This window comes from Bacillus sp. B4EP4a (genome assembly GCF_006680105.1).
In the GTDB taxonomy this organism is placed as follows: Bacteria; Bacillota; Bacilli; order Bacillales; family DSM-1321; genus Peribacillus; species Peribacillus simplex_E.
This window is the reverse complement of the sequence record NZ_VHIK01000047.1, coordinates 35230-47979: the sequence shown is the minus strand read 5'-3', so window position 1 is coordinate 47979 and position 12750 is coordinate 35230. Positions and strand designations below refer to the sequence as shown.

General features: G+C 40.1%; 13 protein-coding genes. 2 read left to right on the top strand and 11 right to left on the bottom strand.

What is annotated here, in order from left to right:
- Nucleotides 1-42 precede the first annotated feature (42 nt).
- From tatA to FNK51_RS21635, 5 genes are all read right to left on the bottom strand, one after another.
- Entirely contained in the window at nucleotides 43-234 is a 192-nt protein-coding gene (tatA, locus tag FNK51_RS21655; RefSeq protein ID WP_034307557.1) for a twin-arginine translocase TatA/TatE family subunit, read from the bottom strand.
- Between the two features lie 193 nt (nucleotides 235-427).
- Entirely contained in the window at nucleotides 428-1696 is a 1269-nt protein-coding gene (gene ilvA / locus FNK51_RS21650) for a threonine ammonia-lyase IlvA (RefSeq protein WP_141994643.1), read from the bottom strand.
- Nucleotides 1697-1848: 152 nt separating this feature from the next.
- Nucleotides 1849-2334 carry a dihydrofolate reductase gene (locus FNK51_RS21645; protein WP_098369321.1) on the bottom strand — a complete coding sequence of 162 codons (486 nt, stop codon included), beginning with the start codon at nucleotides 2332-2334 and terminating at the stop codon, nucleotides 1849-1851.
- Nucleotides 2331-3125 carry a thymidylate synthase gene (locus FNK51_RS21640; protein WP_098369320.1) on the bottom strand — a complete coding sequence of 265 codons (795 nt, stop codon included), beginning with the start codon at nucleotides 3123-3125 and terminating at the stop codon, nucleotides 2331-2333. The genes FNK51_RS21645 and FNK51_RS21640 overlap by 4 nt, the downstream gene beginning before the upstream one ends.
- Nucleotides 3126-3182: 57 nt before the next feature.
- Nucleotides 3183-3893, bottom strand: a complete 711-nt coding sequence (locus tag FNK51_RS21635) for an anthrax toxin lethal factor-related metalloendopeptidase (RefSeq protein WP_141994642.1) — start codon at nucleotides 3891-3893, stop codon at nucleotides 3183-3185.
- 223 nt (nucleotides 3894-4116) lie between these two features.
- Here FNK51_RS21635 and FNK51_RS21630 point away from each other — a divergent pair, with 223 nt between their 5' ends.
- A complete protein-coding gene (locus tag FNK51_RS21630; RefSeq protein ID WP_098369318.1) occupies nucleotides 4117-4359 on the top strand; it encodes a hypothetical protein in 243 nt (80 codons plus the stop codon).
- Nucleotides 4360-4393: 34 nt separating this feature from the next.
- On the opposite strand, the gene FNK51_RS21625 is transcribed toward FNK51_RS21630, so the two are convergent.
- Together FNK51_RS21625 and FNK51_RS21620 are read right to left on the bottom strand one after the other, a co-directional pair.
- Nucleotides 4394-5164, bottom strand: a complete 771-nt coding sequence (locus tag FNK51_RS21625; RefSeq protein ID WP_141994641.1) for a TerC family protein — start codon at nucleotides 5162-5164, stop codon at nucleotides 4394-4396.
- Between the two features lie 201 nt (nucleotides 5165-5365).
- Nucleotides 5366-5983 carry a YpjP family protein gene (locus FNK51_RS21620; RefSeq protein ID WP_141994640.1) on the bottom strand — a complete coding sequence of 206 codons (618 nt, stop codon included), beginning with the start codon at nucleotides 5981-5983 and terminating at the stop codon, nucleotides 5366-5368.
- Nucleotides 5984-6420: 437 nt separating this feature from the next.
- Between FNK51_RS21620 and ggt the strand changes: the two genes are divergently transcribed.
- Nucleotides 6421-8109, top strand: coding sequence for a gamma-glutamyltransferase (ggt, locus tag FNK51_RS21615; RefSeq protein WP_260398119.1), 1689 nt, complete (start codon nucleotides 6421-6423; stop codon nucleotides 8107-8109).
- Here the strand turns inward: ggt and FNK51_RS21610 are convergent.
- From FNK51_RS21610 to FNK51_RS21595, 4 genes are all read right to left on the bottom strand, one after another.
- Complete coding sequence (locus FNK51_RS21610) at nucleotides 8097-8888, bottom strand: class I SAM-dependent methyltransferase (RefSeq protein WP_098369315.1); 792 nt, start codon at nucleotides 8886-8888, stop codon at nucleotides 8097-8099. The two genes, ggt and FNK51_RS21610, sit on opposite strands and share 13 nt — an antisense overlap.
- Nucleotides 8889-8955: 67 nt before the next feature.
- Nucleotides 8956-9393, bottom strand: coding sequence for a BrxA/BrxB family bacilliredoxin (locus tag FNK51_RS21605; RefSeq protein WP_098369314.1), 438 nt, complete (start codon nucleotides 9391-9393; stop codon nucleotides 8956-8958).
- A gap of 170 nt (nucleotides 9394-9563) precedes the next feature.
- The gene (ilvD, locus tag FNK51_RS21600; RefSeq protein ID WP_185150912.1) at nucleotides 9564-11249 is read right to left on the bottom strand and encodes a dihydroxy-acid dehydratase; all 1686 of its coding nucleotides are present in this window, start codon (nucleotides 11247-11249) and stop codon (nucleotides 9564-9566) included.
- A gap of 342 nt (nucleotides 11250-11591) precedes the next feature.
- Nucleotides 11592-12728 (bottom strand): conserved virulence factor C family protein, encoded by a 1137-nt coding sequence (locus FNK51_RS21595; RefSeq protein ID WP_141994639.1) that lies wholly within the window; start codon nucleotides 12726-12728, stop codon nucleotides 11592-11594.
- Nucleotides 12729-12750 lie beyond the last annotated feature (22 nt).

Sequence of the window (12750 nt, the reverse complement as noted above, 5' to 3'; positions counted from 1 at the left end):
CATAAAGGCGCAAGACGATTGCATCTTACGCCCAGCATTCAATCATTCATGATTTTTTTGTTGTAGCTTCTTATCTTCTTCATAATCACCTTTTGTTAAATCACTCGTGGACTTTTTAAACTCACGAAGTGTTTGTCCAAAAGCACGTCCAATTTCTGGAAGTTTCTTCGGACCAAAGATAATTAAAGCCAATATTAAGATGAGAATTAGACCAGGTACTCCAATGTTCGACATGGATACATCCCCTTTGGTGTTGTAATTAGACCTACTCCGATTATAATACCATTTCCAACCAATAGAAAGGGAACTGGCAATTCGTCATAGAATGGTAACAATTATCGACAGTACACCCATATACGACTGGCCGGCAGAATTAAATGTAAAAACATAGGTATTATTCTATCCTAATTTAACATTTAATCCATGATTAAATCAATAAGTGAAATAAATTACTGTCTTTATTGACCTCTACGAAAGAGAATCCTTTCTTGTTCATCCTCTGAATGAGCCCTTCATAATCATTTTTATCTTTTAATTCTACACCAACCAGGGCCGGTCCGCTTTCTTTATTATTTTTCTTCGTATATTCAAAACGGCTTATATCGTCATTCGGTCCTAACACCTCATCAAGGAATTCCCTTAAAGCTCCAGCACGTTGTGGAAAATTCACGATAAAATAATAAAGCAGCCCTTCATATAATAAGGATTTCTCCTTAATTTCCTGCATACGCCCAATGTCGTTATTCCCTCCGCTGACCATGCATACAACCGTTTTGCCTTTGATTTGTTCTTTGTATAAATCCAACGCAGCTACAGATATAGCCCCTGCCGGTTCAGCGACAATCGCATGCTGATTATATAAATCAAGAATCGTCGTGCAGATTTGGCCCGAAGGTACGACAACGATATCTTCCAGGTTTTCCTTACAAAGCTGATATGTCAACTGTCCCACACACTTGACAGCTGCCCCGTCAACGAATGTATCTATGTTTTCAAGTTCAGAAACTTTTCCTTCCTTGAAGGAGTATTCCATCGAAGCAGCACCTTGCGGCTCAACTCCAATGCATTTCGTATTTGGGGAAACCGATTTGAAATAACTCGATACTCCGGCCATTAAACCGCCACCGCCCATAGCGGCAAATACATAGTCGATTCCATCTTCACAATCATTCAGGATTTCTACAGCCGTTGTACCCTGCCCGGCGATTACCTTTTCATCGTCAAATGGATGGATAAAGGAACGCTCTTCTTTTTCACAGCATTCCATCGCCATGGCAAATGCATCATCGAAAGTATCCCCGACAAGGATGATTTCCACATTATCCCTTCCGAATAACTGCACTTGATCGACTTTTTGCCTTGGAGTTGTAGCAGGCATATAAATTTTCCCATGGATACCTAATTGGCTGCAGGAAAAAGCTACTCCTTGTGCATGGTTTCCTGCACTGGCACAAACGACTCCATTCTTCGTCTCTTCCTCGGTCAGGCTTTTCATTTTATAGTAAGCCCCTCTTAATTTAAAGGAACGTACGTGTTGTAGGTCCTCGCGTTTTAAATAAACATTACAATCATATTTTTCAGAGAGCCTCTGATTTTTTTGTAAAGGAGTATGCAAAACGATTTCTTTCAATTCTCTATAGGCAATTAGAATATCTTCCAATTGAATCCCCCTATTCTTAGATGCAGTCTGATTCATAACAATCCCTCATTTCCTTCCCTTAATGAATTCAATCATTATAGCACTTTACTGTTATTAATGTAATTGATTTTTCTAAAAATTCTTGCTTTTGTTCGTTCCATACCAAAAAAATCCGATTATGGTCATTTTCCCATAATCGGATTAGCACTTTATTTTTTTTGTAGAATAATAAAATCATGTGCATAACGATTTTTTTCATCGATGCTGCCTGAGTTTGAGGAGATTTTATCCCATTGATTTTCATCAATCACGGGAAAGAAAGTATCACCTTCAAAGGTTTCATGAATTTCCGTTATATACAGGCGATCGGTAACAGGAAGGATTTCCTTGAAGATTTCGGCTCCGCCAATCACGAAAACTTCCTCATCACGGCTATCTGCAAACGTTTTGATTTGTTCGATATCATGTAAAACTACGCAGCCTTCCGCTTTAAAATCCTGATTGCGGGTAACGATGACATTTTCCCGGCCAGGCAGGACCCTGCCGATCGATTCAAATGTTTTTCGGCCCATGATGATCGGATGTCCCATCGTCACTTTTTTAAAATACTGCAAATCTGCCGGTAAATGCCATGGCAGTTCATTGTTTTTACCTATCACACGATTTTGATCCATAGCCACTATCAACGATATCATATGCTAACCTCACCTTTTATATGGGGATGGGCTTCGTAATTTTCCAAAACGAAGTCCTCGAAGCTAAAATCAAAGATATTTTTTACATCTGGATTGATTTTCATGATTGGCAATGGTTTGGGATCACGGGTCAACTGCAGTTCCACTTGTTCAAGGTGGTTAGAGTAGATGTGGACATCCCCGAAAGTATGTACAAATTCGCCAACTTCCAAATCACACACCTGGGCGATCATCATCGTTAAGAGCGCATACGAAGCTATATTAAAAGGAACACCTAAAAAGACGTCCGCTGAACGTTGATATAGCTGGCATGAAAGCTTTCCATCAGCGACATAGAATTGAAAGAAAGCATGGCAAGGCGGCAAGGCCATTTCGTCCAGTTCCCCAACATTCCAAGCACTGACTATCAATCTTCTTGAATTTGGATTCGTTTTTATTTGTTCGATCAATTCACTGATTTGGTCGATTTGCCTTCCATCGGCCGTTCCCCATGAACGCCATTGATGACCATAAATCGGACCTAATTCTCCATTTTCATCAGCCCATTCATTCCAAATCCGCACGCTATTTTCCTGAAGGTAGCCAACGTTTGTATCACCCTTCAAAAACCATAATAATTCATGGATAATCGCTTTTAAACTAACTTTTTTCGTTGTAAGTACAGGGAATCCATCTTTTAAATTGAATCTCATTTGATATCCAAAGGTGCTGATCGTTCCCGTTCCCGTACGATCACCTTTTTGCGTTCCATTTTCGAGTACATGCTTACATAAATCTAAATATTGCTTCATGATAAACCACCTTTTCTACTTTCATTCTCCTTATTTTAACGTATTATTGCCCAATGTTTAATCTAATTGTTTAATAAAATTATAAGTCTCGGGCGCTTTTTGTCTAAGCAATTGATTTTGTTCATTGTTCACATAAAACATGGCAAACGTTTCTGCAAAGTATTCCTCAGGGTAATTGGAAAAATACGTCTGTCCAGGAAACAGCCCATCCACTTCCTTACCCCAAATCTTCAAATAATCCATGTCTTCACGGATTCCATCAAACACTATATTATCAATTGAATGCCCCAGCTCATGCAGTTCCAAATTAACGGAGCCATGTCCGTTGCCCTTGTCACTTGCTCCGATTTTAACCAATACCGTATGTGATCCGCCCATACCAGGCACATCATCCCAAGTTGTTTCTTTATTCAAATAACCACGCGGAGTTTTCCCCTTTAATTTGGCCGCGGATTGATTTTCTGTTATATCACCATCAAATAGTTTGATTCTCACACCACTTTCAGCAGTTTTCACCAAAAGGGAATGAGGCAGTTTATTAATGGTTCCAGCAATTTTGAGTGCTTCCCTTTGATCGAACTCCTCTTCCGGAAATAAAAATATCCTTTGTAATTCTTTATTCCCCTTAAAAAGTTCAGCTTGTCTTAAAAGATTATCTTTGTTTAAATTGCGCCATTTTACCGATTCATCCTTCGCTAACGTATAGGAGAGCAAGGAGAATAAAAAGACAAATAATGCAATTATGGATATCCATTTCTTCCTTTTCACACTCTTCTCCCCTTTCTTCATTGCTCATTATCGTTAAGAAAATATAAGTAATTTAAAATCTCTAAACCTTACATACTATTATATTAGTATAACATATTGACTTAGTGTTAAAAATCTATGTTTTTTTGGTATTTTCGGTTGCACATTCATTCGGAGAAGAACAATTGATCCAGTCTTTTCATATATCAACATTATATAATCGTAAAAGGTTTAAGGTGATCGCATGGAAACCAACAATAAAAAAGCCATTTTGGATGAGCACCGTGAACTTGCTGAAGAAGTCCTTGATATCTACAGTTTAAAAGTGTTCATCATTCTCGACCTTTTTCTGTTCTCCATTTTCTTTGGCATACTGCTGCATCCGCTAATGTCTTCTCTTTGGCTTAACTTTTTATTGCCTTTGCTTTTCTTCACTTCATTTACCGGACTTCTTCAATTACTTGATATTTTCCTAAAAAAAAGCTGACATCATTTTTGATGTCAGCTTTTTTTAATTGTGCTCAACCATGTTCCTTGAGCTTTTTACTTTTCTTCAAATGAAGTACAATCGTGGTGCCGAAAATCAGCAAAATAAAGGCAAAAAAGATCGCAGACGGGATTTCGATCCCTGCAACGGCCATTAGCATTTTTATAGCGATGAATCCGATAAGGACATATGCGGCAGTTTCCAATTCAGGAACCTTATCTATCAATTTTAGAAATAACCCCGCCACTCCCCGCATCATCAAGACACCAATCATACCGCCTGTCAAAAGGACCCAGACTTTTTCACTTACCCCGAATGCGGCCAAGACACTATCGACGGAAAATGCTATATCCATCAATTCCACTGCCGCAACCGTTCCCCATAATGTACCAAACATACGGATCAGTATGCTGTTTTTACTCATTCCCTGGATATCTTCATCGATCCCATCTTGTTTCTTTCTTTTATTCCTAAAGTATTTAAATGAGAGCCAGCCAAGGTAAGCGGCTCCAATCACCTTCACCCACCAAAGCTTAATGAGGAAAACACCGATTCCTATCGCAATGAATCTAAAAGCGTAAGCACCTAATAAACCATAAAAAAGGGCTTTTTTCCGTTGTTTTTCAGGAAGGTGCCTGACCATTACAGCTAATACCAGAGCGTTATCCGCTGATAGTAATCCTTCCATTAATACGAGCGTTCCAATCAATCCCCAGCTCACCGGGTCGGATAAAACCTCCACCCACATATGCCAGTCAAAAAATTGAGCATACGTTTGCATGATGTTATTTAACAACTCTGACATGATAAAGACTCCTCTGCTACTATAACAGCAAAATTAGAAAACCTTTTAAAATAACATTGTTCCCCGTTATGATAAAAACTCTACTTTTATTTAAACACAAAATAAATACGTTGCATGACAACGTATCATTTGATGCTTATTAGAAAATCATTTACATTTCATCTTACTCTTACATTTAAATAAAATCAACGAAACCAACCACTATGAGAGCCTTTGTTTACTCGTCCACTCTGGCGGCGTATTTTTATCCCAATATATTTTCCCGATATTATAATGGGTGGCAAATGAATCATGATGGGTATGATAGTGAAAATTGAACCAATAGCCTTCCAGTGGAGGATTTTCCTGCCTGACATGGAATCTGATGATATCCTTCCCGCTGATTGAATCATAAATATGAAATATCTTCTCGGCCCTGCCTGCACTCGGCTGCTCAGTGATGGTTAATTGCTGTAATTTTTCATCTGGAAATTGTGCAGCCATTTCTGTAATGGCTTCTTCCATTTTTGGTAATATAGCCATTTTGAACTCATCGCCAATTTTAGGATTGATCTTTTCGCCAAATTTCATAAATGCGTTTTCCTCTGCTTTATTCAGAATGTCCGATAAAAATTCTTCCCGGTTGAATTCTTCCTCACGTTCAGTTGAATTCTGCGAAGGAAGATAGGCTAATCCCTCTTCTTCCACTAATCCCTTTTTAGTATCCTTTAACGAATCGGCTTCCGCTAGCCACGCCAGATCTGAAGGAGTGACAAGACCAAACGTCAAAACGGATACTAAAATGACGAGACTTTTCCTGAACCAAACCGCTGCTTTCAACTCACACTCCCCCTCCTTTTTTTGTATTGTCTTTATATTTAGTATACTTTTATTTTTTGGTAATTACGAATATATAGTTACCCATGTTTTGAAAATCAAAAAAAAGGATATATACCTATATAAACTTTATGAACCAGAACTTTTTTATTAAATATCAACAATTTTACATTTTAATGAAGGATTTTGACGATTATTGGAGAAATTAATTAGATTCAAGTCTTTTTAAGGAGGGGTCTTATATGGCTTCGACTGCCATGGTGGCTTTATGTCTTGTAACATTAGCATTTTTCGTATATTTATCATTTGCTGATTAAGAATAAATGAATACCTACGAAAAATCTCCTTGTCATTTTTCTACAATGACAAGGTTTTCTTTTCACTCAAACATAAGCCTAACCTTTTGGCAGATAAAAGGACTGAATAATGGGGGAATCATTTTGGAAAACAACAATGAAATCATTAAAGATAAGGATTACAAAAGGGAAACAGATAAAGGGAACGCCGGAATGGTCGTTACAGCTCATCCCGTAGCCACTTCCATTGGGGAAAAAATATTACGTGAAGGTGGAAATGCTGTCGATGCGGCGGTTGCCATCCAATTTGCCCTAAATATTGTGGAACCCATGATGACTGGTATTGGAGGAAGTGGTTTCCTTATGGTATATAACGCAAAAGATAAGGAAACGAAAATATACGATGGCCATGTAAGGGCACCTAAAGCCGCTCATCGAGACATGTTTCTTGATGATAAAGGGGAGGTCATCCCATTTAAAGAAAGATCAATCAAAGCTACAGCGGTTGGCATCCCCGGAATACTGAAAGCTATGGATGAAGCACTCAACGAACATGGAAGCAAGCCATTAGCGGACCTCATCGGGCCATCCATTGAATTTGCAGAAAAAGGAGTTCCCGTCAATTGGGTTCTTTGCGATGCTCTTAAAAATTTTGAATATCGATTGGGTGATGAAGCGCGTAAGTTCTTCATGCCAAATGGAAAAGCATATCAAGATGGCGATCTGCTCATAAAAGAAAAACTGGCGAATACCTATCGGATATTACAACGTGAAGGTATTTCCGCTTTTTATGAAGGTGAAATCGGAGAGGGCATCATTTCCTGCATACAGGAACTTGGAGGGTTCATGGAACTTTCTGATTTAAAGGAATATAAAGCTACAATCGATGTACCCATGTATGGGACTTATAAGGATTATCTAATTGCATCATCAAATGCACCAAGCGCTGGCGGATTCACGGTCATCCAAATCCTGAAAATATTGGAGAGCTTCCATATAGAACAATATGATGTCCGTTCTTGGGAAAAATATTATTTAATAGCAGAAGCGATGCGACTGGCATTTACAGATAAAAAGGCATTTCTCGCTGATCCTGAATTTGCCGAATTGCCATTGGCGGGTCTCATGCATGATGAGTATATAGCTAAACGCCGCTCATTCATTAATTTCAAAACAAGAAATAATGCCATTGACTTCGGAAACCCTTGGATTTATGATTCCGTGAAACAAAGGGAAGTCATTCCGCAGCCTAATGAAGAAGATATCAGTGAAACGACACACTTCACTGTCCGTGACAGATGGGGTAATATCGCAGCATGCACTTCTACAGTGGAACATCCATTCGGATCAGGGATCATGGTTTCCGATTATGGTTTCATGCTGAATAACGAACTGACTGATTTCGATTCCATTCCAGGCGGCATGAATGAAGTACAGCCCAATAAACGCCCCGTCAGCTGTAAAAGCCCGACCATCATCTTTAAAGACGGCGAGCCGATCTTGACGTTAGGTTCACCTGGTGGACCGACCATCATCAGTTCAGTCGTACAAACGATCATTAATGTACTAGATTTAAAAATGGATTTGAAAGCAGCCATCGAGGAACCTAGAATTTTCACTCCAATGGGCCCTCATATTGAATGGGAGCCTGGAATGGATATGACTAGCAAAGGCCACTTGGAAGCGATGGGCTTCGCCTTTAATGAAGTTCCCCACTCTATAGGGAATGTCCAAGCGATTCAAATCAACCCTGATGGCTCGAACTATGGTGCTGCCGATTCAAGCCGAGAAGGCTGTGCCATGGGTCTGGACGAAACAGATTATAAATCGTGATCACTGGATTGAATGAAGCCAAAATGGAATTTGGATGTTTTTCTCTTTATTATCTCAAATCCAAATTCCTCAAAGCGGGAGCTGCGAAAATGGTCTTTCAACACGACTCTCTTGCGTGCAACCCGCTTGGCTTCATTCATTATTTCCACAGATAAATCCTTACCTACCGCAAAATGAGTCAGTCCCCTGATTCCATTCGATTCCTGAATCGTTTCTTCAAACATGGGATCGAAATATACGACATCAAAATGATTATCCGGCAATGCTTTCAAAATTTCGTAATGATCACCGTACATGACCTCAACTCTTCGCATCGCAGAAATCATCTTTTCTTCTGCATCCTCCCATGTCTTCATCCCATGGTCCACGAGCAATGCCAAATATTGATTTCCTTCCAATGCGACAACCTGTCCATATTCGCCCACTGCGAAACTTGCGACTATCGCATCCGAGCCCAAACCCATGGTACAATCAAGCACAGCGGTCCCTTCATTTATATCTCCGGCAATGAGAAATGGGTCACTCTCTCCGCGAATTATTCTTTTTATACGGATCATCGCTAGGTTCGGGTGAAAAAAGAATGGTTCTTTTTCCTGGTATCGATATAACTCCATCCGCTTTTTACCAAAAACAAGGCAATCATCTTCATTCTGTTCCGCTTGGATATCTCTGACCGATCTTTTTCTTCTGGCTATAAAGGGGATTTGTAATTCTTCAGCTAAACTTTTAGCTAATATCATCGTTTCTTTACCGGCTCTTCCTACTGTTGTGACAAACATGTACCCTACCCCTTCATACTCTCTAAAATTTGAAAAGAATGCCCTGTTTCCAGGGCATTCCGCTTCATCACTTATTTACTTGACTGAACGCTGCCAATAAATTTTCCATGATAGCTTCCATTGGCTGTCCTTCTATATCATGGCGTGGAATGAAATGTACAACATCTTTTCCCTTTAAAAGAGCCATGGATGGTGAAGAAGGTTCTATTCCATCGAAATATTCCCGCATTTTAGCTGTCGCGTCCTTATCTTGGCCGGCAAATACAGTTACCAAATGATCTGGCTTATTGTCTGATTGAAGTACGGCTTGAGTAGCAGCTGGACGGGCTAACCCGGCAGCACAGCCACAAACTGAATTCACGACCACAAGTGTCGTACCTTCTACCGATTCCATAAAGCTTTCAACCGCTTCAGGGGATTCCAACTCATCAAAACCTGCTTGCACCAGTTCCGCGCGCATTGGCTTCACCATTTGTTTCATATATTCATCATATGCCATCGACATAAAAAAACCTCCTTGGTTACAATTCTTCAATTAGTATAATCATACTATATTCTTGAGCGCATATGCAAAAATGACGCTTAAAGCTTTGTAAAATTTCATTGTTCTTCACAAAAAAACATGGTGACAGAATCCACTTTCATTCTGCCCCCATGTTTTAATCTTCCTTTTAACTAAACTTTCATCACGCCGCCTGAGCTGGCATTCGTCACAAGTTTGGAATAACGTGCTAAATAGCCTGTCCTGACTTTTGACTCGAAGCCTTTCCAATTGGCTTTGCGTTTTTCGAATTCTTCATCGGAAATTTCCAATTCGATTTTACGATTATTCAAATCCAATTCGATGATATCTCCATCTTCAACAAAGGCAATCGGGCCTCCCTCAGCTGCTTCAGGGGATATATGACCAATGCTGATACCTCGAGATGCGCCTGAAAAGCGGCCATCAGTGATCAAACCGACTTTAGCTCCAAGTCCCCTCCCGACGATTTGGGAAGTGGGTGCCAACATTTCCGGCATACCTGGCCCTCCTTTAGGTCCTTCGTAACGAATGACAACTACATTCCCCTCTTTTACTTTTCCAGTAATGATTCCTGAAAGTGCATCTTCCTGGGAATCGAAACAAATGGCAGGACCCCTGTGGTAGCCACCAACTGACTCGTCAACCGCCCCTACTTTTACGATGGAGCCTTGAGGAGCAAGGTTACCAAATAATACCGCAAGCCCACCACGCTCAGAATGCGGATTATCTAACGGATGGATAACATCCTTGTCCAATATTTCACAACCGGCAACATTTTCGCGGAGCGTTTTACCTGAGACAGAAAGGCAGTCCCCATTAAAGGCACCTGGTTTTTTGAGTAACTCATTAATGACGGCACTTACACCACCGGCATTATGTACATCTTCAATATGATAATCGGATGCCGGTGCGATTTTCGCTAGATGTGGTACTCGGTTAGCTATTTCATTTATGCGTTCCATTGGATATTCAAAACCTGCTTCATGTGCCAATGCAAGTGTATGAAGAACGGTGTTGGTCGAACCGCCCATCGCCATATCCAATGCAAATGCATTATCAATTGCATCAATCGTTACGATATCACGAGGCTTGATATCCTGTTTGATTATCTCCATCAACTGTTTAGCGGATTTCTTAACGAATTCCTTACGTTCTTCGGCTACCGCCAAAATCGTTCCATTTCCCGGAAGCGCAAGTCCTAAGCCTTCTGCCAAGCAGTTCATGGAGTTTGCCGTGAACATTCCTGAACAAGAACCGCAAGTAGGGCAGGCAACTTGCTCGATTTCCTGCAAATCTTCTTCATTGATATTACCTGCTTGATAAGCGCCCACACCTTCAAAAACGGATGTTAATGAAAGGGACTTACCGTTTTTGTCTTTACCTGCTTTCATGGGTCCGCCACTTACGAATATTGTTGGAATATTGACTCGAAGTGCTGCCATCATCATTCCCGGCGTTATCTTGTCACAGTTTGGAATGCAAACCATACCGTCAAACCAATGTGCTGATACAACAGTTTCCACGGAATCCGCTATGATTTCACGACTTGGCAAAGAATAGCGCATACCAATATGACCCATTGCAATTCCATCGTCTACCCCAATCGTATTAAATTCGAAAGGAACACCGCCAGCTTCGCGAATCGCTTCCTTCACTATTTTTCCGAATTCCTGAAGGTGGACATGACCTGGAACGATATCGATGTAAGAATTACAAACCGCGATGAACGGTTTACCGAAATCTTCTTCTTTAACCCCTGCTGCCCGCAACAGACTTCTATGTGGAGCTCGATCGACCCCTTTTGTAATCATGTCACTTCTCATATTTGATGTAGACATTTGTTGTACCCCCAATTTTCACTAAATGTTTAATGATTCAATATAATATAATTTTTAGTATACTCTAAAAATTCTAACATATTCACATACAAATGCAACCATTCAACACAAAATATCTACAAAAATCATTTTACTAAAATAATAGAGATCAAATTTATATCATAAAAACTTCTGTATATCGAAAAATTAGCCATTTTGAATGTTTTGGATTCCGACCTAGGGGAACGAATGTCAAATGACTTGAAGATCCGCTTCAATAATAAAAAGGCATACGGATTAAATCATCCGCATGCCTTTTGCCTGTAACCATTTTAGATTCCATTAAGTTATTCCCATCAAATATCACTTGTCATTCGCTTGTCTTGATTCTGTCATCTGCTTCCAAACCGAACCTTTTGCTTCTTCCCCATTTTCTATACGGTCAATGGCCATCTTGACCTGCAGGGCCACTTCGAATTCAAGGTCCTGTTCCGCTTGCTTAAGATAAGGGAGGGTCGTCTCATTTCCCACTTCATATAAAAACATCGCCGCCCTCCATCTAACCAATTTATTTTTATCCGAAAGTGATTGAGACATTTCTCCCATCGCTTCTTCAAAGCCAAGATCGGATAAACAATCCCCAGCCGTACGTCTTACGGCCGCACTTTTATCATTCAATGCTTTATACAAGCTCGGAAGCACTTTTCTATCTTCGATCATACCCAAGTATACTACCGCGAGCCTTCGAATGGAGACCTTACTATCGGAGAGTGCCATGTCCAATACGGGTATATCATCAACCGTTGGATCTTCCATTTGTTCTAAAGCCTGATAACGCTTTTCCCAGCTTTCGTCATTCAGCATTTCTGCAGTCAGTTTAATTTTTGGTCGTTTCAAAATTGCTTCCTTCGTATCCACCATTTCTTTTGCAGCGGCTACCAGCCGATTAATTCGTTCTTCCGGGTAAGCTGCAATCAACTCATCGGATACTTCCTTCACGATATCTTCCATATCACCATATCTTACGCCATAATCCTTCCATTTTCGAAGCAGTACTACATTGTCATCTTCTTTTTGAGCAGCGGAAATGCCCTTTATGAAATAATCCGGTAAGGCAAAACGTTTTTCGTGTTGGCTATCACTTGCTTTAATTTGCATCGGAATGCCCTTGAATTGTTGAATGGCAACAGTTACTTCACCGTAATGTTCATTTAATGCCGTTTGTTGATTTTGTTCTTCGGTTTTTTCCCCGAAAACTTGACGGATTTGGACCAAGATATCTTTCCAATCATATTTTGCATTTCGCTCAACGGCTAAGAAGTCCGCAACATGATATACCCCTTTCACTCCCTCGATCGTAAATAAATCTCTAATCAGCTGGGGTGCTTGGTCAGCTTGATCTTTCTTATAATTATTGCTTTTACCAGCTAATAGCTCTTCAGTTAAATTGATTTTCATTGTATTCGGACTTGGTGTAGGTTCTATCGACTTAATTTTCAATGCATTTCTCTCCTTTAACAAG

Bases quoted from the DNA above. Each gene is read 5' to 3' on its own strand.
- tatA (WP_034307557.1), bottom strand. From the start codon at position 234: ATGTCGAACATTGGAGTACCTGGTCTAATTCTCATCTTAATATTGGCT.
- ilvA (WP_141994643.1), bottom strand. From the start codon at position 1,696: ATGAATCAGACTGCATCTAAGAATAGGGGGATTCAATTGGAAGATATT.
- FNK51_RS21645 (WP_098369321.1), bottom strand. From the start codon at position 2,334: ATGATATCGTTGATAGTGGCTATGGATCAAAATCGTGTGATAGGTAAA.
- FNK51_RS21640 (WP_098369320.1), bottom strand. From the start codon at position 3,125: ATGAAGCAATATTTAGATTTATGTAAGCATGTACTCGAAAATGGAACG.
- FNK51_RS21630 (WP_098369318.1), top strand. From the start codon at position 4,117: ATGGAAACCAACAATAAAAAAGCCATTTTGGATGAGCACCGTGAACTT.
- FNK51_RS21625 (WP_141994641.1), bottom strand. From the start codon at position 5,164: ATGTCAGAGTTGTTAAATAACATCATGCAAACGTATGCTCAATTTTTT.
- FNK51_RS21610 (WP_098369315.1), bottom strand. From the start codon at position 8,888: ATGTTTGTCACAACAGTAGGAAGAGCCGGTAAAGAAACGATGATATTA.
- FNK51_RS21605 (WP_098369314.1), bottom strand. From the start codon at position 9,393: ATGTCGATGGCATATGATGAATATATGAAACAAATGGTGAAGCCAATG.
- ilvD (WP_185150912.1), bottom strand. From the start codon at position 11,249: ATGTCTACATCAAATATGAGAAGTGACATGATTACAAAAGGGGTCGAT.